3 protein-coding genes are annotated in these 22,545 nt (G+C 63.4%); all 3 read left to right on the plus strand.

Annotated elements, in window-relative coordinates; all coding sequences use genetic code 11:
- Positions 1 to 318 precede the first annotated feature (318 nt).
- Genes IF199_RS12185 through IF199_RS12195 form a run of 3 tightly spaced genes read left to right on the plus strand, consistent with a single transcriptional unit; the run spans position 319 to position 22,534 of the window.
- Positions 319 to 9,327 carry a non-ribosomal peptide synthetase gene (locus tag IF199_RS12185; RefSeq protein ID WP_192560527.1) on the plus strand — a complete coding sequence of 3,003 codons (9,009 nt, stop codon included), beginning with the start codon at positions 319 to 321 and terminating at the stop codon, positions 9,325 to 9,327.
- Positions 9,324 to 13,436, plus strand: a complete 4,113-nt coding sequence (locus IF199_RS12190) for a non-ribosomal peptide synthetase (RefSeq protein ID WP_192560528.1) — start codon at positions 9,324 to 9,326, stop codon at positions 13,434 to 13,436. Before IF199_RS12185 ends, IF199_RS12190 begins: the two co-directional genes overlap by 4 nt.
- Complete coding sequence (locus IF199_RS12195; protein ID WP_192560529.1) at positions 13,433 to 22,534, plus strand: hybrid non-ribosomal peptide synthetase/type I polyketide synthase; 9,102 nt, start codon at positions 13,433 to 13,435, stop codon at positions 22,532 to 22,534. The genes IF199_RS12190 and IF199_RS12195 overlap by 4 nt, the downstream gene beginning before the upstream one ends.
- Positions 22,535 to 22,545: the final 11 nt, after the last annotated feature.

The following is a 22,545-nucleotide window of genomic DNA, read 5'->3' on the forward strand; positions in this document are numbered from 1 at the left end:
CCTCAAATGGAAGTCGAGGTTTCAATTGATCACGCGGTTTGCAATCGACGATGCAATGAGCAGGGCGACGGACGTCGTCAACGATTCTGTCATCTCTCCAGCCGTTCGCGCTGACCGCGCCACGGTGTTCTTCGCCAGCCTTTCTCCCCCCGGTTTCCTGTGTGTGCCTGCGTGTGACGCGAGTCTGCACGCGCGCGCCGCGCCATCTTCCTGAATTCGAATGACCGAACCGGTACTTGCTGCCGGGGCCTGACTGGCAGGGCGCGTGCTGTCTCTGCCTGATCACAAAAATAATGCAGTCATGGACGGTAGCCTCCGATGCTCGACAACACTTCCTTGCGTGGGACGAATCCCGCGCAGCCCGACGTTTCATCCTTGATTCCGTTCGACACCGATCTGTGCGTGCACGGTCTGTTTGAAGCGCAGGTGCTGCGCAACCCCGAGGCCATTGCCGTACGCTGGCAGGAGGAGGCGCTCAGTTACCGCGATCTCAACACCCGCGCCAATCGCCTGGCCCATCACCTGTGCAGCCTCGGAGTCGGGCCGGACGTGCGGGTCGGGCTTTGTCTTGAGCGCTCGCTGGAGATGCTGGTGGGCGTGCTCGCGGTGCTCAAGGCCGGTGGCGCCTATGTGCCGCTGGACCCGGCGTATCCGACGGCGCGGCTGGCGCACATGCTGGCCGACAGCGCGCCGCCGGTGGTGCTGACCCAGAGCCAGGCGCGGCATGTCTTGTTGGCCGCGCTCGAACAATCGGCCACTGCACCGACGGTGCTCGATCTGGGCGATTCAACACATTGGGCTTCACAGTCAGCTGACAATCCCGATCCCTACGCGACAGGCCTGACACCTCGGCACCTGGCCTATGTGATCTACACCTCGGGGTCGACCGGAACCCCGAAAGGCGTGATGGTCGAGCATCGCGGGCTGATCGCGGTGAGCGCTGCCTGGGCACGACTTTATGCCTTGGGCGAGCCGATCAATCACCTGCAAATGGCCGGTTTTTCCTTCGACGTGTTCAGCGCCGATCTGATTCGTGCGCTGGGGTTTGGCGGCACGCTGGTGCTGTGTCCACGGGACACTTTGATGGACCCGCCGGCCCTGTATCGCCTGATGCGGGAAGCGCAGATCGGTTTTGCCGACTTCGTCCCGGCGCTGCTCAACCCTTTGCTGGTCTGGGTCGAAGAGAGCGGTCATGACTTGTCGTTCCTGCGCACCGTGGTCTGCGGCTCTGACATCTGGACTGCCCACAGCGCACGGCAATTGCGCAGACTGTGCGGTGAGCGGGTGCAGATCGTCCAGGCCTATGGCGTCACCGAAGCGAGCATTGACAGCACCTGTTTCGAGTTCACCGACGCCAGTCAGGTCGACACTGTGCTGCCCATCGGCCGGGCACTGCCCAATACCCGGATTTATTTGCTCGATGCTCAAAGTGCACCTGTTGCGGAGGGTGTCGCAGGCGAGCTGTACATCGGTGGCGTCGGCGTGGCGCGGGGTTATCTGAACCTGCCGCAACTCACCGCCGAGCGCTTCATCGACAACCCGTTCGTGGCGGGTGAACGCGTGTACCGAACCGGGGATCTGGCGCGTTATCGGGCCGACGGCCAACTGGAGTTCCTCGGCCGCAACGACTCCCAGGCCAAGTTGCGCGGCCTGCGCCTGGAGCTGGGAGAAATCGAAACCCGGCTGGCGGACATTGCGGGCGTGCGTGAAAGTGTGGTGCTGCTGCGTCAGGACGGTCTCGGTGAACCTCGACTGGTCGCTTATTACTGCGAAAAACCGGGCACAACGCTGAGCCCGCGTTCCTTGCGTGACCAGCTGAAAATCAGCCTGCCGGATTACATGGTACCGACCGCGTTCGTGCGTCTGCATGCGCTGCCGCTGACCGCCAACGGCAAGGTCGATCGGCCCAATTTGCCGGCACCGGACGTTGAGGCATTCGACCAACGGGATTACCAGGCACCACAAGGCTCGCTGGAAACCGCGCTCGCCGCGATCTGGGCCGAAGTGCTCGGCGTCGAGCGAGTGGGGCGTGAGGATCAGTTCTTTGCCCTCGGCGGTCATTCGCTGCTGGTGATGCGCGTGCTGGCGCAGGTTCGCCATACGCTGGGGCTGGAAGTCGCGCCTTCGACACTGTTTGCCGCGCCCGTTCTGGCAGCGTTCGCCGAACGGCTGCAAGCCAGTCAGGCTGCGGCTCGTCCAGCCATTGCGGCCCTTTCACGGTCGGGCGCGCAAACGTTGTCGTCTGCTCAGCAGCGTCTGTGGTTTCTGGCGCAAATGGAGGGTGGCAACGCGGCGTATCACATGCCGCTGAACCTGCGTTTGCGGGGTTCGCTGGACGTGGCGGCGCTTGAGCGCAGCTTCAATCAACTGGTGGCACGCCATGACGCGCTGCGCACCACCTTCATCGCCGTTGAAGGGGAAGGGCGGCAGCAGGTTTCACCGCCCGCGCACAGCATTCGACTGACCGTAACCGATCTGCAAGGTCTCGATGCTCAGGAGCGTCTCACCCGGTTGATCGACGAGGAGGGCGCCCTGCCGTTCGACCTGAGCCGCGGACCGCTGATGCGCGTAAGCCTGGTTCGACTGGCAGCGGATGACCATGTGTTGCTGCTGACCCAGCACCACATCATCTCCGATGGCTGGTCGATGGGCGTGCTCACCCGGGAACTGGGGCAACTGTACGAAGCGGCGTTGCAGGATCGCGACGATCTGCTGCCGACATTGCCCGTGCAGTACGTGGATTACGCGGTGTGGCAGAAGCAATGGCTGACCGGCGAAGTGCTGGAACAGCAAAACCGCTATTGGCGCGAAACCCTCACCGGCGCACCGGTGCTGCTGGAGTTGCCGACCGATCACAAGCGTCCGCCCGTGCAGGATTACCTCGGCGGTTTTGTGCCGCTGGTCTTTGACGAAGCCTTGACCGCGCGCCTGAAAGCCTTGGGCATGCAGCAAGGCACCACGCTGTTCATGACTTTGCTGGCCGGTTTTTCGCTGCTGCTGTCGCGCCTGTCGGGGCAGAGCGATGTGGTGATCGGCGTGCCATCGGCCAACCGTCCGCAGCAGGAACTGGAAGGGTTGATCGGTTTCTTCGTCAACACCCTGGCCCTGCGCATGACCCGGTCGGGTACGCCATCGGTGGCGCAATGGCTGCAACAGGCGCGACGGGTCGCGCTGGAGGCTCAAGAACATCAGGATCTGCCCTTCGAGCAAGTGGTGGAGTTGCTTAATCCGCCGCGCAGTCTGGCCCACAGCCCACTGTTTCAGGTGCTGTTTGCCTGGGAGCAGGATCAGGATTCCGATCTGCTGCTGACCGGGCTTGAAGTCACGCCGGTCGAGAGCAGTCATCACGTGGCCAAGTTCGATCTGCAACTGGCGCTCCATGAGCGAGACGGACAGATTGTCGGCGGTCTGGAATACGCCTCTGGCCTGTTTGAACGCGGCACTGTCGAGCAGTTTGTCGAGTACCTGCGCCGGGTGCTGACGCAGATGGTCGAGGACAGCCAACAGTCGCTGGCGGGGATCAAGCTGTTGAGCGCCGAGCAACACCAGCAGATCGTTTACGACTGGAACCGTACTTCACGCGATACGTCGTCACTTCCCGATTGCATGGCGCGCTTTGAAACCATTGCCCGGCAAACGCCCGACGCCGTGGCGCTGCTCGCCGAGCGCGAGCAACTGAGCTACGGCGAACTGAATCGCGCCGCCAACCGTCTCGCGCATTACCTGATCGAACAAGGTGTCAGCCCTGAACATCGCGTCGGCCTGTGTCTGGAACGCTCGCCGCAAATGGTCATCGGCCTGTTGGCGATCCTCAAGGCCGGCGCGGCATACGTGCCATTCGACCCGGCTTATCCGAGTGAGCGTCTGGCGTTCATGTTCAGCGATGCCGCGCCGACGATGCTGCTGACGCAATCGAGCCTGATGGCCGGACTGCCGGCCAACGAGACGAAAATCTGCTGCCTGGACACAGACGCAGCGCAATGGGCACAACTCCCAACGGCTGATCCGCAAGTCAGTGTGAGCCCGGAAAACCTCGGCTACGTGCTCTACACCTCCGGCTCCACCGGGCGCCCGAAAGGTGTGGCCCACAACCGTCGCGCGCTGGATAACCTGATCGCCTGGCAACTCGATCAAGCCACGACACCGCAGCGCGTGCTGCAATTCGCCTCGCTGAACTTCGACGTCTCTTTCCAGGAAATCTGCAGCACCCTGTGCCAGGGCGGCAGCCTGTTGCTGATGACTGAAGACAGCCGCAAGGACCTCGCCGCATTGCGCCCGACCCTGGTGGCCGAAGGCGTGCAACGGGCGTTCCTGCCTTTCGCCGTGTTGCAGCAACTTGCCGGCCTGACCGAGGCCGATGCACCGATGCCGGCCGGCGGCTGCGAGATCATCACCGCCGGTGAAGCCCTGCAAATCAACGACGAGCTGCGTGGTTTTGTCCGTGGGCTCGGTGGGGCGCAGTTGCACAACCAGTACGGGCCGACCGAAACCCATGTGGTCAGCCAGTTCAGCCTTGACTGCAACGGGGCCGAATCCTGGCCGGACGCGCCGCCCATTGGCCGTCCCATCGCCAACGCGCGGCTGTACGTGCTGGACGAACATCTGAATCCGGTGCCGGTCGGCGTGGCGGGCGAGTTGTACATTGCTGGCACCTGCCTTGCTCGGGGCTACCTCAATCGCCCGGACCTGACCGCCGAACGCTTCCTGCCGGACCCGTTCACTGACGAACCGGGCGCGCGGATGTACCGCAGCGGTGACCTCGCGAAGTTCCAGGCCGACGGCAACGTGCAGTACCTGGGTCGTATCGATCAACAGGTGAAACTGCGCGGCTTCCGCATCGAGCTCGGCGAGATCGACAGCCTGTTGCACCAGCAACCCGGCGTGCAGGAAGCCGCCGTGCTGTTGCGCGAAGACGTGGCCGGGGACAAGCGTCTGGTGGCCTATGTGGTCGGCTCCGCGACCAGTGAATTCTTGCGTGCCGAACTGCAACGCCAACTGCCCGAACACATGATCCCGAGTGCCTGGGTTCGGCTTTCGCAACTGCCGCTGACCCGCAACGGCAAGCTCGACCGACAGGCGCTGCCGGCACCGGAACGCAGCGCCGGGGCGACGTACGAGGCGCCGCGCGATGACATTGAACGGCAGATGGCCGAAATCTGGGCCGAAGTGCTCAAGTGCGAACGGGTCGGCATCCACGACAACTTCTTCGACCTCGGCGGCCATTCGCTGCTGGCAACTCGGATGATCTACGCGATCAACCAGCGCATGGGCGCGCAGCTGTCACTGAGCAGCCTGTTCCAGACCCCGGTGTTGCTGGATCTGGCTGCGCAGGTCTCGCGTGATGACCAGAGCATTGAACCTGCGTTTATCCAGATCGAGCCGGATCGTGGCAATCGACATGAACCATTCCCCCTGACCGATATCCAGCAGGCCTACTGGTTCGGTCGCGAGGCCACGGTTAGCCTCGGCGGCGTCAGCGCCCACGGCTACGAAGAACTGCGCATTCCTGAATTCGATGCCGAGCGTTTCGAGCAAACACTTAACCGCATGATCCTGCGCCACGACATGCTGCGCGTGGTGTTCCTCAGCGACGGCACGCAACAGGTGCTGGCGCAGGTGCCGACCTATCGCATGCCCCGCAGTGATCTGCGCGGTCTGCCCGCCGACGTGGCGCAACGCACCCTTGAAGCAACCCGCGAACGCCAGTCCCATCAGGTGCTGGATGCCAGTCGCTGGCCGCTGTTCGAGTTCAGCCTGTCGCTGCTCGACGACGGCATCACTCATTTGCACATCAGCCTCGATGCTTTGATCGTCGACGCCGCTAGCACGCAGATTCTGGCTCGCGAATTGATGGCGTTCTACGTCGATCCGACGCTAGAACTGGCTGAGCCGGGCCTGACCTTCCGCGACTATGTGCTGGCCGAACAGCAACTGCGCAACGGCCGCCGCTACGAGCAGGCGCTGGGCTACTGGCGCGAGCGGGTGACCACTCTGGCCCCGGCGCCAGACCTTCCGCTGGTGCGCCAACCCGAAAGCATCGCCAACCCGCACTTCACCCGCCGCGACCGCGACATGTCGGCCGCGCAGTGGACTCAGCTCAAGGCCGTCGCCAAGCAGTTTGCGGTGACGCCGTCGGTGATGCTCCTGACCGCGTTCAGCGAAGTGCTGGCGCTGTGGAGCCGAACGCCGCGCTTCACCTTGAGCCTGCCGCTGTTCAATCGCATGCCTTTGCACACGGATGTCGACGAAATCATCGGCGACTTCACCTCGCTGGTGCTGCTGGAGGTCGGCATCGACGGGACACAAACCTTCACCTACAAGGCCCGCGCGGTGCAGGCGCAGCTGTGGCGCGACATCGACCATTCGGTGGTCAGCGGTGTGCGGGTGCTGCGTGAATTGTCCCAGGCCCGGGGCGTGCAGCAGACGGCGATGCCGATCGTGTTCAACAGCACACTGTCGGAAGCAGCGCCGGAGCTGGCCGAATTCAACCTGGCCGACGCGTTGAATGCCAAACACATGCACAGCATCACCCAGACGCCGCAGGTGTGGCTCGACCACACGTTGCTGGAGCTGGAAGGACGCCTGTTGTTCAACTGGGACAGCATCGACGAACTGTTCCCTGAGGGGATGATTGAGCAGATGTTCGTCGCCTATAACACGCTGCTGGATCGCCTGTGCGAGCCGCAAGCATGGGCGGCGAACACGCCACAACTGTTGCCGCAGGCACGGTTGCCAGCGCCGGTCGACATTCAACAAACGCTGCCGTTGATGCACGAACTGTTCGAACGTCAGGCCCAGGCCACACCGGATGCACTGGCGGTAATCGGCGCGCGACAACTGACTTACGCCCAGCTACGCAACGAGGCCCGGCAACTCGGCGCCCGCCTGCAAGCGCAGGGCGTGCTGCCGAACCGGCTGGTCGCGGTGGTGATGGAGCGCGGTTGGGAGCAAGTGGTCGCGACTCTGGCGATTCTGTATGCCGGTGGCGCTTACCTGCCCATCGAACCGAGTCAGCCAGCAGAGCGGCTGCGGCATATTCTGGAACGGGCGGAGGCGAGTCTGGCCCTGACCCAACCGGCGCTGCTCGACAAGATCGAATGGCCGGCGCAGGTCACGGCCATTGCCGTGACCGAAGAAGTCTCAACCGATGCATTGCCACTGCAACCGGTGCAGGTGAACGAAAGCGACCTCGCCTACGTGATCTACACCTCCGGCTCCACCGGCCAGCCGAAAGGCGTGGTGATCGACCATCGCGGTGCGGTCAACACCTTGCTCGACATCAACCGGCGCTTTGCCGTCGGCCCGAATGATCGCGTGCTGGCGATCTCCTCGCTGAGCTTCGACCTTTCGGTCTATGACTTCTTCGGCACGCTGGCCGTGGGCGCGGCGGTGGTCATCCTCGACCCGCAACTAACCCTTGATCCGGCACACTGGCTCGAATTGATCAAGCGTCATCAGGTCAGCCTGTGGAACTCGGTGCCGGCGTTGCTCGGCATGCTGGTCGAGTACGTGGAGGGCGGGGGCGGTGCGTTACCGGCGAGCCTGCGGGTGGCGATGTTGTCGGGCGACTGGATTCCATTGAACCTGCCCGAGCGGACCTGGGCCTTGCAGCCAGGTTTGCAACTGATCAGCCTGGGCGGCGCTACCGAAGCGTCGATCTGGTCGATCTGCTATCCGGTGCAACACGTCGACCCGGCCTGGCGCAGCATTCCCTACGGCAAGGCTCTCGATCACCAGCGCTTCTACGTGCTGGATGAAGCATTGCAAGTCCGCCCGACCTGGGTCGCGGGACAGCTGTACATTGGCGGTATCGGTCTGGCCAAGGGTTACTGGCGCGATGAAAAACTCAGTGCCGGCAGTTTCTTCGAGCATCCACTGACCGGCGAACGGCTGTATCGCACCGGCGACCTGGGGCGCTTGCTACCGGACGGCAACATTGAATTCCTCGGCCGCGAAGACAATCAGGTCAAGGTTCAGGGCTATCGCATCGAGCTGGGCGAAATCGAAGCCGCGCTCAATCGCCATCCCGGCGTGCAGAGCGCGGTGGTGCGGATTCTTGGCAGCACCCTGGGCGAGAAACGTCTGGCGGGTTATGTGCTCAAGGCCGATCCGGCGTTGCAGGCCAGTGACTTCACCGACTACCTGACGGACAAGCTGCCGGCGTACATGATTCCGACGTCGTTCACCTTCGTCGAAGCCTGGCCGTTGTCCTCCAACGGCAAGGTCGACAAGAAGCGTCTGCCGGAACCTGAGCAAATCGAGGAACAGGGGCCGGCGCTGGAAGTCGAGGGCCCGCAGGAACAGCGACTGGTGGAAATCGTGCAGGGCGTGCTCAAGCGCGAATCCATTGCCGCCAATGCCAACCTGCTGAACCTCGGCGCGACCTCGATCGATATCGTCAGGATCAGCAACGCCTTGTCCGGCGCCTTGCAGTTCCGCCCGCACGTGGCGCAATTGCTGGCCCAGCCGACGTTGCTGCATCTGCTGGGCATGTACCGCCAGAACCGGGCCCGTCAGGAATTGCTCGGCAACGTGCAGCAGGCACCGGAAGCCACGCAGGACATCATCGAAGATCCGCAGCAGCGGGTGCAGTTCAAGGCTGAGCAACGCGGTCGCCGTGATTTCGCTCAAGCCCTGCCGACATTGGCGCTGGACTTGCCGCAAGACCCGGCTTTCACCCGGCGTTTGAGCGATTACCGCTCGGTGCGCCAGTTCGGCGCGCAGCCGATTGCGACTCAAGCGTTCGCGCATGTATTGGCGGCACTGGCCCAGGGGCAACTCGACGGTGAGGTGAAATACCAGTTCCCGTCGGCGGGCGGGTTGTACCCGATTCAGGCCTACCTCTACGTCAAACCGGATCGCGTGCTCGGCGTGCCCGGTGGCGCGTATTACTACGATCCGCGACAGCATCGCTTGCTGGCGCTCCAGAGCGGACTGCTCGACCCGGACACCTACGACTATTTCGTCAATCGTCCGGTGTACGAGAACGCCGCGTTCTCGCTGTTTTTCATCGCCGACATGGCGGCGATTCGTCCGCTGTATGGCGAGCGCAGCCGCGACTTCTGCCACATCGAAAGCGGTGCGATGGCGCAACTGCTGAGCATGACCGCCGTCGAGCAGGGCCTTGGCCTGTGCGGAATCGGTTCGGTCGAGGAGCAGCAACTGACGGCGCTGTTCGACCTCGGGCCAAGCCATGAATTGATCTACTCGATGATCGGCGGGCTGCGCACGGCCGATGAGCAGCACCGCGCGCCGGTCGAGGCATTTGCCATCGAACCTGTGACCGAAAGCCTGGACGACGAAGACATGGAGGAGTTCGAAGTATGAATGCCGATCAATTGCTGGCGCTGTTCGCTCGCCATGGCGTGGTACTCGAGGTGGACGGTGACAGGCTGCGCTGCAAGGCGCCTCGCGGGTTTCTCACCGAAGAACTGACCCAGGCGCTCAAGCGTCACAAACAGGAACTGATTGTCTTGCTCGGTGGCCGGGATGACGCCGTGATTCCCCGCCGTGTTGGCGAAGAAACGGCATGGCCGCTGTCGTTCTCGCAGCGGCAACTGTGGTTTCTCGATCAACTGGAACCCGGAAATCCGTTCTACAACGTGCCGACGGCGGTGACGCTAAAAGGGCAACTGAACGTTGCGCTGCTGGAGCGGGCGCTGAACGAACTGGTTGCCCGCCACGAAGTCCTGCGCACGACGTTTTGCAGTGTGGAGGGCGAACCACGTCAGGTGGTGCATCCGTCGATGCCGCTGTCGTTGTCGGTGACGGATCTGCGCCAGTTGTCAGTCAGCGAGCGTGAAGAAAAGGTCCGCATCGCCGTCGAGCAGGACGCCCGGGCACCGTTCGATCTGGCCACTGGACCGTTGCTGCGCGCGTCGTTAGTGCGCGTGGCCGACGACGAATACCTGTGGCTGTACAGCGTGCATCACATCATCGCCGACGGTTGGTCGATGGGGGTGATCCTGCATGAGGTCGCCACGCTGTACGGTGATTATCTGCGTGGCGATACACCGACTCTTGCGCCGCTGCCGGTGCAATACGCCGACTACGCCTGCTGGCAGCAACAGCGCGTCGGTGGTGCGGCGCTGGACGCACAGCTCGATTACTGGCGTCGTACACTGGACGACGCACCGTTGTTGTCGACCATGCCCGCCGACCGGCCGCGACCGTTGGTGCAGCGCTATGTCGGCGCCACGTTCAGTTCCTCCGTCGATGGCGGCACCTTGCGCGAACTCACGGCGCTGGCCCGCCAGACCCAGGGCACGCTGTTCAACGTGCTGCTGGGCGCATTGTCAGTGTTGCTGTGGCGTCATAGCGGTCAGCAGGACCTGTGCCTCGGCACGCCGTTCGCCAACCGTAATCGCCCGGAAATCGAGCCGCTGATCGGTCACTTCGTCAACACGCTGGTGCTGCGTCAGCGCCTCAATCCGCAGCAGACCTTCGCCGAACTGCTGCGCGACGTGCGTGGCCAGATACTCGATGTTCACGCCCACCAGGACGTGCCGTTCGACCGTGTGGTCGAAGCCGTCAACCCGCCGCGCGATCCCGGTCATTCGCCGTTGTTCCAGGTGATGCTGGTGTTGCAGAACACCCCGGGCAGCGGCGTGCAGATGTCCGGCCTGCAACTGGCGCCGTACAACACCAGCAGCGCCACGGCCAAGTTTGACCTGGCGTTTGAATGGGTCGAGCGGGAAGGGCGGCTGGACTTGCTGGTGGAATACAACACCGACCTCTATGACATCGCGACCATCGAACGCCTGAGCGGGCACTACCGTCATCTGCTCGAACAGATCGCCGCCGACGCCAAGCAACCGATCAATGCGTTGCCGTTGATGAACGAGGCTGAGCGTCAGCAGGTGCTGATCGACTTCAACCGCACCGCGCCACTGACACAAACGGCGTCATGCGTGCATCAGTTGGTCGAAGTGCAGGCCGCGAGCAACCCTCAGGCCTGCGCGGTGGTCTTTGAAGGTGAGTCGCTGAGCTACGACGAACTCAATGCCCGGGCCAACCGACTGGCGCGGCACTTGCGCACGTTGGGTGTCGGCCCGGACGTGCGCGTGGCGGTGTGCATCGAGCGCTCGCTGGAATTACCGGTGGCGTTGCTAGCGGTGCTCAAGGTCGGCGGCGCCTACGTACCGCTGGACCCCGATTATCCGCTGGGGCGCCTGAGTCATATGCTCGGCGACAGCACACCGGCGGTGTTGCTGACCCTCGGCTCGGCGCACGGGATATTGCGTCAGGCACTGCAAGGTTCGACCTGGGAAGCGCCGATCCTCGACCTCAAAGAGGACGCTGTGAGCTGGGCGTCGTTGCCTGCGGACAATCTCGATCCGCGCAGTGTCGGCGTCACCCCTGACCATCTCGCCTACGTGATCTACACCTCCGGCACCACCGGATTGCCCAAGGGCGCAATGGTTGCCCACCGTGGCCTGAGCAACCTGCTGTTGTGGTGTTTGCAGGTCTGCGGCGAAGCGGGGGCGATGCTGCACAAGATCCCGTTCGGTTTCGATGCCTCGGCCTGGGAGACGTTCTGGCCGCTGGCAACCGGTGGGCGACTGGTGATTGCACGGCCCGGCGGACATTACGAACCGGCCTATCTGGCGCGCGAAGTTTGCGAGCAGCGGGTCACGGCGTTGGTGTTCGTGCCGGCGATGTTGCAGCTGTTTCTGGAGGTCGAAGAAGTCAGCCTGTGTGCTTCGCTGACCGATGTGTTCAGCGGCGGCGGTGAACTCCCGCCAGCCCTGGCCCGGCGTTTTCAGGAGCGCCTGCCCCATGCGCGGCTGCACAACGTCTACGGCCCGACCGAAACCACGGTGATCAACAGCGTCTGGACCCTGGAGCCCGGCGCCGAAGTACCGGCCCGGCAACTGCCGATTGGCCGGCCGATTTCCAACAACCGTTTTTACGTACTCGATGACCGCGACGAGCCAGTGCCGGTGGGTGTCACCGGGCAATTGCACATTGGCGGTGTCGGCGTCGCTCGGGGTTATCTGGGGCTGGCGCAGCTCAGTGCCGAGCGCTTTATCGACAATCCGTTTGTGACAGGCGATCGGCTCTATCGCAGCGGCGATCTGGCGCGATATCGGCCGGATGGCCAACTGGAGTTTCTGGGGCGCAACGATTTTCAGGTCAAGTTGCGCGGCGTGCGTCTGGAACTGGGCGAGATCGAAGCCCGGCTCGAAGCGTTTCCCGGCATTCGCAGCGCTGTGGTGCTGATGGTCGGCGAAGCCGCACAGGATCAGCGACTGGTGGCCTGTTGTGTGGTCGGCGAAACCATTGATGAAGCGGTGGTTCAGGCCCATCTGGCGACAACGTTGCCCCGAGCGGTCGTCCCCGGCAGTTATCTGTGGCTCGACGCCCTGCCGCTGACCGCCAATGGCAAGGTCGACCGCGCCGCGCTGACGGCGTTGGCGGATGAGGAAATGGTCAATCGTCAGGTCAACCTGAGCAGCCCGCGCGATCACATTGAACTGACGCTGTACCAGATCTGGAAACGCCTGCTGCTGGTGCCGCAGATCGGCATTCGCGATAACTTCTTCAATGTCGGCGGCACCTCCATCGCCGCGATCAAGATGGCTCACGAAATCAGCCAGGTGTTCTCGGTTGAGATGCCGGTGCGTGTGGTGCTCAGCTACCCGACCATCGAAGCATTGGGCGGTTGGCTGCGTGTCGGGGCCAACCCGGCGGTGGCGCAGGGCAATTTGATCGAGTTCCGTCGAGGCACGGGTCACAGCAACGTGGTGTGCATTCACCCGGCGGGCGGTACGGCGTTCTGTTACCTGTCGCTGGCCAAGGTGTTGCCGGATGAGGCCGGTGTTTACGGCGTGCAATCGCCGGGGCTGAATCCGGGGGAGAGTACCGAGCCGACAGTCGAAGCAATGGCCGAGGCCTATCTGAGGCTGATCGAACCGCTGACCGCGAAACCGCTGATCCTCACCGGATTGTCGTTCGGTGGTCTGGTGGCCTATGAAATGGCCCGGCTGTTGACGGCGGCGGGGCATCGTCAGGTGACCGTGGTGCTGCTCGATACCCAGGGCAGCGACGATCCGGGTTTCCGCGAGCAGATCGGCACCGTGGACATGGCCGAGTTCCGCGACAAACTGGTGCGCTTCAACGGCATGTACCCCGGCATCGAAGACGCGCAGGTCGAGCGCTATTTCCACATCTACAACCACAACCGACTGGCCATGGCCGCCTATGAATGTGCGCCGCGCGCCGGGCGTGTGGTGCTGATTCAGGCAAGGGAAGACTTCAGTCGCCATCAGTTGCATGAACTGCGCGGCTTCTGGCGGCGTCGCGCGGGAAGCGGCTATCTGGCGAAACTGGTCAGCGGCGGGCACTGGGACATGCTCGAAAGTGCGGAAATCCATCGAGTCTCGCAGATCATCCGTCGAGAACTGCAACGCTTCGACGCGCAGGAGGCGAAATGATGAACGCGTCCAATGACCTGACTTTGCTTGCACGCTTTGACGAACAGGTAAGGCAACATCCGCAAGCCCCAGCCGTCATCGATGGGTCGGTAACCCTGACCTACGCCGAACTGGCCAGCGCCAGCGAGCGCATCGCCCGAGGGTTGCTGGCGCGTGGCGTCGAGCCCGGCCAGTCGCTGGCGTTGTGCATGCCGCGTTCATGGCAATGGCTAGCGGCGATCCTTGGTGCGTTGAAGATTGGCGCCGTGGTTGTGCCGCTGGACCGTGCCAGTCCGCTCAAGCGTCGGGAGTTGATGCTGGCGGATGCGGCGTGTGTCGGCCTGATTACCCAGGATGAGGAATCGCAGTGGTCGCCTTCATTGTGGCAAACCAGCGTCGAGGCCTTGCTCGATCAACCGGACGTTCCGCCGCAAGTGCTGGCTGAAGACTTCGCCGAGGTGATGTTCCTGTTCTACACCTCGGGCACCACCGGCACGCCGAAAGCGGTTGAGGTTGGCGAGCGTGGCCTGCTGCGTCTGGCGCACACCGACGGCTATATCGAGATTCGTCCGACGGACCGCTTCGCCTGTCTGTCCAACCCGGCGTTCGATGCGTGCAGTTTCGAACTGTGGGCACCGCTGCTCAACGGTGGCTGCTGCGTGATGATCGCCGACGAGGACGTGCTGGATGCACGCCGGCTGGCCGAGGTGCTGGAGCGGACGCGGGTTGACAACCTGTTCATGACGGTGTCGCTGTTCAACACCTTGATCGCCGAGTGGCCGTCGTGTTTTTCCAGCGTGCGGCAGGTGCTGATTGGCGGCGAGCAGATCAGCGCCGCAGCGGTCCGTGCCTGGTATCGGGCCAATCCTGAAAGCCAGTGCCGGATTCACAACGTTTATGGGCCCACCGAATGCACCACGTTTGCCCTGTGCTGGCCGATCAGCCGCGACTTTGCCGGCGACTCGGTGCCCATTGGCCGACCGCTGCCGGACACCGGCGTGCAGGTGCTGGATGAGCAGCAACGGCCGGTGCCGGCGGGAGAGGTGGGCGAACTGTATTTGAGTGGCAGCGGCGTCGCCCGTGGCTACCGCAACCGCCCTGAAGAAACGGCCCGTCAGTTCGTCCGTTTGCCCGACCTCGACGGTGGTGCACACGTCCATTACCGCACTGGCGATCTGGTGCGGTGCAATGCCGAAGGTTTGATTGAGTGTCTGGGACGGGTCGATCGCCAGGTGAAAATTCGCGGCTTCCGGATCGAACCGGGGGAGGTGGAGCAGCGGATGCTGGAGCATCCGGGCGTGGCGCAGGTGTATGTCTGCACTCGGCGTCAGGCGGCGGAAGATCATCAGATGCTGGCGTTTATCGTGCCGCGCGGGGAGCTGGACTATCACGCCTTCGAAACCCACTTGCGAGCGCAACTGGCGCCGTACATGCGCCCGCATCAGTTGTTCCTGCTGGAGCGCCTGCCGCTGACGGCCAATGGCAAGATCGATCGTGATGGCTTGCTGGGTCAACCGCTGAATCCGTGGCATCCAGTTTTGGCGGCGATGGACAACGACAACGCTTCGCCGGCGTTGGACTGGTTGCTGGGTCAGGCCCGTTCGCTGCTCGGCCAACCGAGCCTGAGCGCACAGGATGACTGGCTGGGCAGTGGCGGCGATTCGCTCAAGGCCATGCGCTTGCGCTCGGCGATTCGTAACCATTGGCAGCGCGAGATCACCATCGACAGGTTGCTCAACGAGCCTTTTTCGTCATTGGCCGAACGACTGACGGGTGAGCGGAATTACGATTCGATCTACCCACCTGCGCCTCCGATCAGTAGCGCCAAACGCTTGCCGGCCACCGCCGAACAGCGCCGCTTGTGGCTGTTGCAGCAACGTACGCCAACCTCGACCGCTTACAGCGTGCCACTGATTCTGCATCTGGCGACAGGTGTCGATCTACCAGCGCTGGCCGAGGCTGTGGGAAGTCTGGTGCTGCGCCATCCCGGATTGCGCACGGCGTTCGTGCCCGGTGCCGATGGCCTGGATCAGGTGATCGCGGAGCAAGGCCCGGCCTGCCGAACCTTCGCAGTCGGGCATTTCACCGAAGACAACTGGCAGGCGTTCGCAGAACTGGTGTTCAGCACACCGTTCGACCTGACCACGCCGAACCTGTTTCAGGCGTGGCTGTTGCCGTTTGCCGATGGCAGCTGCCGGCTGTTGCTGAACCTGCATCACATCATCGTCGATGGCTGGTCGGTGAACCTGTTGTTCGACGACCTGACGCAGCTCTACAACGACGCTGTGCAGGGTTGCGAAAGCCCTGAGCCGTCAGCACGTCTGACGACGCTGGAGTTTGGCCAGTGGCAGCGCCAGTGGAGCATCGATCCGCATTACCGCGACCAGCGTCGCGCATTGGCCGAGTTGCATCGTCGGCAGGAAGAACCATCTCCTGCATTGATGCCAATGCGCGAAATCAGCCCGGACGCCCGGTTGCATCGAGAACCCTTGGGCACCGTGCGCAGCACCGCCCTCGAGCGCATTTGCACGCAACAGCGGCTGACCCGTTTCGAAGTGCTGTTCAGTGTCTTCGCCTGGAGCCTGTACGCCTTGACAGGGTGCGAGCGGCCACGGATCGCCAGCCCGGTGTCCAACCGGCCACTGGCGGAGTTCGAAGACAGCGTCGGCATGTTCGCCAACACCGTGCTGATCCCCACCGCCGTAGAGCACGCACTGCCCCTCGGCGAGCAGTTGCGCAGGCAGACTGCCACGGTGCGCGAGGTGCTGGCATTGCAGGACGTGGCGCTGGCGGATCTGGTGGAAGACCTGCGGCTTTCATCGAATACCGCACTGTTCGATTTCATGTTCGTGCTGGAAAACACCGATTACGCCGCATTGGCCGACTCAAACCTGCACGCCACCCTTGAGTTCAACGAACACCTGCACGCCAAGTGCCCGCTGACTTTGTTGATGGTGGGCAGCGGCTCGCAGCTGGAGTGCTGGTGGGAATATCAGTGCAGCTATTTCGATGCAGAACAGGTGAGCACGCTGAACGCATTGTTCCGCCGTGGTCTGGACCTGTTGCTGGAAAGCCCGGCGGCCACGCTCGACAGTCTGCTGGGTCCTTATCGACACGGTCTGGCCCCGGCCAGTGAAGGGCCGAAGGGCGAGCTGCCATTCAACACCCTTGCGGACTGGTTCGAGCATCAGGTCCATTGCACGCCGGATGCGGTTGCGTTGGTTAAAGGTCAGCGCCGCCTCACCTATGGCGAGCTGAATGGACTCGCCGACGCTCTGGCTGCTGACTTGGTCGAGCGTCATCCGTTGCCGGCCGGGAATGCTCCGCTGCATGTCGTGCTGTTTCTCGACGCGTCAGTGGAGCACATCGTCGCCTTGCTGGCCCTGGCCAAACTCAACCTGACCGCCGTGCCGCTTGATCCCGCTTACCCGGTGGCGATCCAGCGTCAGGTGCTGGAGCAGGCGCAGCCGCATTGTGTGCTGTTCAGCGACACGACGGCGGCCGCGCTCGATGATCTGAATGCCGGACGACTCGCCACGTACCGGGTCGATCTGCGCTCCGATGTCGGATCGTTCGAACGTCCGCGCCACGCCGGTGAGCGACCGCTTTACACGCTGTTCACCTCCGGCTCCACCGGCACACCGAAAGGTGTGCAAGTGTCGGAACGCACCCTGTGCAACCTGCTGCAATGGCAGCGCACGGAAGGGCAGTTGCCGGCGAAAGCGGTAACCCTGCAGTTCTCCATGCTGTCGTTCGATGTGTCGTTTCAGGAGATTTTCAGCACCCTGTGCGGGGGCGGCTGCTATCACCTGATCACGCCGCGCTGGCGTCAGGATGCCGAGGCGTTGCTGGGTTACATGGTCGAGGCGCGGGTCGAGCGGTTGTTCCTGCCTTACGTGACCTTGCAGCATCTGGCACAAACCGCCGTGGCCCGGGGCATTTATCCGTCGGCGTTGCGTGAGGTGATCACGGCTGGCGAGCAATTGCTCTGCACGGACGCGCTGCGCAACTGGTTCGGCGGCATGCCGCAAGCTTCGTTGTTCAATCACTATGGCCCGACCGAAACCCACGTGGTCAGCGCGTTGCGTTTGCCAGCCGTGGCGCGGGACTGGCCGCTGCGGGCACCGATTGGCCATGCCGTTGGGAATGCCCGGTTGCTGCTGGTCGATGAGCATGATCGCCCGGTGCCCAACGGAAGTCGCGGTTATCTGTTGGTGGCCGGGCCGATGGTTGCCCGTTGTTATCTGGCCGATCCTGCGCTGAACGCCGTGCGGTTCGTCGAGTTGGCAGAGGGCTGCTTGTTCTACCGCACCGGCGATCTGGCATGGGCCGACGCTCAGGGCTGCTTACATTATCTCGGACGCGACGATCAGCAGATCAAACTCAGCGGCCATCGTCTGGAACTGGGGCAGATCGAAGCGGCGCTGATGCAGGTGCCGGACGTGCTCAACGCGGTGGTGGCGGTTCAGGCCGATCCGCCGCGCCTGACCGCCTGGCTGCAGCTCGATGGCGAGCCCGCGACGTTTCAACAGCTGGATCGTCAGGTGGCGCACCGACTGCCATCCCATGTACGAATCGATGAATATCGGCGGATCGACGTCTGGCCACGCACCCCCAGCGGCAAGATCGACCGCAAGGCATTGCCGAATTTAGGTGCGGCTTTGGAGCGGCGCAGCACACCACAACCGGTTGTTCAATTGACCGCACTGGAGCGGCAACTGAGCGAGCTTTTCCAGACAGTCATCGGCCGTGACATCGAACCGGAGCAAACCTTCTTCGAGGCCGGCGCCACCAGCCTCGGCCTGATGCGTCTGCATGCGCGTTACACCCAGGAACTGCCGCACAAGGTGACGATGGCCGATCTGTTCGAACACGTCACGGTACGGCGTCTTGCGGCGCATCTGTCGACCGCGCCAGTGGCGGCGGTAGAGCGCGTACGACAAGCCGATGCAGGCCATCAACCGATGGCGATCATCGGCATGTCGGTCAATGTGGCCGGGGCGCAGAACCTGTCCGAGTTCTGGGCGATGGTGCAGGGTAACGAGCTGGGCATCGAGCACTTTGCCGCGGAAGAAGGCCTGATCGGCGCCCGCAGCCAACTGGCCGGCATGCTCGATTTCGATCCCGAATATTTCGGCATCAGCCGCCAGGAAGCGCGCCTGATGGACCCGCAACAGCGGCATCTGCTGATGGGCTGTGTGCAGGCCCTGCAACACGCGGCCATCGTTCCGTCGGCGGATGGCCCGCGCATCGGCCTGATCGCCAGTTGCGGCGAAACCACGTACTTCCAGCAGATGCTGCGCGACACCGCGGAAGGCGATCTGCCGGATGGCTTCCAGATGGCGCTGCATCACGACAAGGACTTTCTGGCGACCAAAGCCGCATATTACCTGGATCTCAACGGCCCGGCCCTGAGCGTGCAGGCGGCGTGCGGCAGTTCGCTGATCGCCGTGCACCTGGCCAGTTCGATGCTGCGCCAGGGCGACAGTGATGTGATGCTGGCGGCCGGTGTGCTGATCGACCCGACCCTGAGCGATGGCTATCGTCATCGCTCGCAGCACATCTTCTCCGCCGATGGCCTGTGCCGTCCATTCAGCGACGACGCCAGCGGGACCATCGGCGCCAGTGGTTATGGCGTGGTGGTGCTCAAGCCATTGGCCAGGGCGCGGGCGGATGGCGACCGGATCTACGCGTTGCTCGAAGGCACTGCACTGAACAACGATGGCCGGGCCAAGATGAGTTACACCGCGCCGTCGGTGGCCGGGCAGAGCGCGGTCATCAGCGACGCCTTGAGTCGCGCCGGATTGACCGGTGCCGACATCGGCTACATCGAAGCCCACGGTACCGGCACCTTGCTGGGCGATCCGATCGAAGTCGCGGCGTTGACCAAGGCCTTCGGCGATGCGCCGGCCGGTCAATGCGCGTTGGCCTCGGTGAAGAGCCAGATCGGACATCTGGGGGCGGCGGCGGGGGTGGTCGGTCTGATTCGCGCAAGCCTCGCGGTGTTCCATGGCGTGCTGCCGCCGAGTCTCGGGTTCGGCCGGATCAATCCGCAGATCGATCTGGAGCATTCGCCGTTCTACGTACCCACCACGTCCCGGCCATGGCCGGAAGGGCGGCGGCGTCTGGCCGGTGTCAGCAGTTTCGGGATCGGTGGCACCAACGCCCATGTGATTGTCGGCGCCGCACCCAAGGCGCAGGACTTGACCGAGGAAACGCTGCCACTGCTGATGGTTTCGGCCCACAGTCGAGCGGAATTGCTGCGCGATATCGCGGCGATCCGCGAGCACATGCAAGCGCATCCAGAGCAGCAGACCGCGTTGCTGCGCCACTTGCAGTCAGGTCGCCGGCAACTGCGCTGGCGCTTTGCGATGGTCTGCCGGCCGGGTGACGAAATTCCTTTGCTGCCGACAACGATCAAGGAAATCACCGCGTCGGGTGTACAGATGATCGCCCGTGATCATTCAGCGCAGGCATTGCTGGAGGCGTGGTACGAAGGCGCAACTATCCAGTGGCCGCAGCGCTCGGCGCCACCGCCGTGGGATTTGCCGCCAGCGTCGTTCGATCTTCAGACTTATCGGTTTCAACCCGCTGCCGAAATCGTTGCCCCCGTTTCGGCAGGCATCGAGCGGCAACCGCTGGCGCAGTGGTTCCATCAGCGGCAGTGGGTGCGTGTCCAACGCCTGAACACCAAGGCAATGGACGGCGCACGAGAAACACTGATTCTTTGCGGCCATGAAGCGCCCAACTCGACGTTGCTGGAGCACCTGCGGGCTGTTTATCGACGCGTTGTTCACGTGCGCGCCGGAAATGGCTTCAAGCAACTGGGCGCTGATCGCTTCGAGCTTGATCCGCTGGATTCCGAAGCATTGGGCCGTTTACTCACCGATGTTGTAGAGCATGAACTCGGCGAACTCGACTGGCTGCACACCTTGCCGCTGGCGGTGTCAGGCGCAGTCAACGAGCAATCTCTGGATCTGGCGCAGTGGGCCTGTCTGGACACGGTCAGCGCACTGATGCAGGCCTGGGGGGGGCAAACTGCACGGACGACACGTCTGCGGTTGTGGTTGATGTCGTGGCAGGCGTGCCCGGTGGACGGCGAGGTTCGGCGTCCCGAATTGGCGGCACTGGCCGGGACCACCGAAGTGGTGCCGCAGGAATACCCGGTGCGTTGCCACTGGCTGGACTGGCCGTCGCCGCACCTTGATACGCAGGCCGGGGAATTGGCGGCGTTGCTTGGCGATCCGGTCGCGTTGCCTCGGCGAATGGCGGTGCGTGACGGTTACCTGTGGCAGCCACGACTGATATCCCAGCCATTGCCGAGCCTGGCGACCACCTCCAGCCTGTTGCCGGACGACGGCACGTTTCTGGTGCTGGGCGGCACGGGCGGGATCGGTCGGACCTTGTGCGAACACCTGCTGCAGGCACCCGCACGACGTGTAGTGTTGCTCTCGCGTCAGGGGCAATTGCCTGCAAATCTGACGGCTTATGCGTCGCGAATCGACTGCCTTCAGGCTGACATCGCTGACCTGTCGTGTTGGCCGCAGGTACTCGATCAACTGGCCCGGCGCTACGGCCAACTGACCGGGGTGATTCATGCGGCAGGTGTCGGTGCAGGCAGTCTGATTCGCCATCGCGATACCCGGCAGATGGCCGAGGCGATGGCCGCCAAGACCCGCGGCATGCTAGCGGTCGAAAGCCTGATCGAACAGCTTTCGCCGGGCTTCGTCCTGTACTGCTCGTCGATGTCGGCATTGTTCGGCGGCGCGGGGCACCTGGACTATTCAGCGGCCAGCGGTGTGCTCGACGGCTTCACTCATTACCGGGCGGATTCGGCCAGTACTTGCCTGCGCCTGGGGATCAACTGGGACATCTGGCGCGACATCGGCATGGCCACGACCAGCAATGGCGGGGACGCTGCGCATCAGGAACATCTGACGGTCGGCTTGTCGGCCGAAGAGGGTTGTCGGGTGTTCGATCTGGCGATGACGGCGCAGTTGCCGCAATTGCTGGTTTCCACCACCGGTATCGACACGGCGCGGCGCTTCTATCCGGTTCGCCATGGCGCCGCGGGGGCGCAGGCCGAAGCGTCGGAGGGCGTGGATCTTTCCGTGCGTCTGCGTGAATGCCTGTGCAAATGGCTCGGTGTGACGGATCTGGAAGACGATGATTCGCTGTATGACCTGGGTGCGGATTCGCTGACCTTGCTGGACCTGATCGACGAGTTGCAAGCGGCCACCGGTGAGGTGTTCCAGCTGTCGCAGTTCAGTCACAAGGTCAGCCTGAGCGAGGTGTTGGGGTTGGTGACAGCCTGCTCGGTCGAGGCGCCAACTGCCGCGCAGAGCAGTTGGAGCGGCGCGGTGCGGATCGACCAGTGGCATGCCGGCGCCGGTCGCGAATGGCTGTATCTGATCCATCCGGTGGGCGGTGATGTTCAGGCCTACCGGGAACTGGTTTCGGCGTTGCCTGCGGATCTTGGGGTGTGCGTGATTGCGGACCCTGCGTTACGTCTGCCGGCGCTACCGAACATCAGCATCGTCGAGCGCGCCCGGTTGTATCTGGAGGCAATCAAGGCCCACCTCCCGGACGGTTGCGCCTGGCGCCTGGCGGGTTGGTCGTTCGGTGCCTGGGTGGCGCAGGCGCTGTGTCAGCAAGCCCAGGCTGACGGCTTCAGGCAACCGCTGCTGTACCTGATCGATCCACCCGCGCCGGATGCCGGTGCGGAACTGGCCGGCATCGACGAGCGGACCATTGAGCAGGTGTTCCAGCGTGAGTTCGCCCAGCGCTGGCCTGACGTCGAAGGGCAGGCGATGTCCGAGGAGCGTCAGGCTTATCTGCAACGGCTGACAGTGTGCTGTCGCAACAACATGACCAGCATGGTCGACTTCCAGCCACCCGCGTTGGCCGCTACACCGGTGCGGATGTTCATCGCCGGGCATGCCAACCCTTATGGGCTGGGCAACAACTGGAACATGAATGACCTGCAACGCAACTGGCAGGCATTGCTGCCGCAACTGCGCAGTTGGCAACGGCTGGACACTGATCACTACGGCATCGTGGCGGGACGTTGGGCGCGGATGCTGGCCGAGGTCATTGGCACGGAGGGGCCGTCGATATGATTGAGTCGATT

Origin of the sequence: Pseudomonas allokribbensis (genome assembly GCF_014863605.1) — a bacterium.
GTDB classification, from domain to species: domain Bacteria; phylum Pseudomonadota; class Gammaproteobacteria; order Pseudomonadales; family Pseudomonadaceae; genus Aquipseudomonas; species Aquipseudomonas allokribbensis.

Bases quoted from the DNA above. Each gene is read 5' to 3' on its own strand.
- IF199_RS12185 (WP_192560527.1), top strand. From the start codon at position 319: ATGCTCGACAACACTTCCTTGCGTGGGACGAATCCCGCGCAGCCCGAC.
- IF199_RS12195 (WP_192560529.1), top strand. From the start codon at position 13,433: ATGATGAACGCGTCCAATGACCTGACTTTGCTTGCACGCTTTGACGAA.
- IF199_RS12190 (WP_192560528.1), top strand. From the start codon at position 9,324: ATGAATGCCGATCAATTGCTGGCGCTGTTCGCTCGCCATGGCGTGGTA.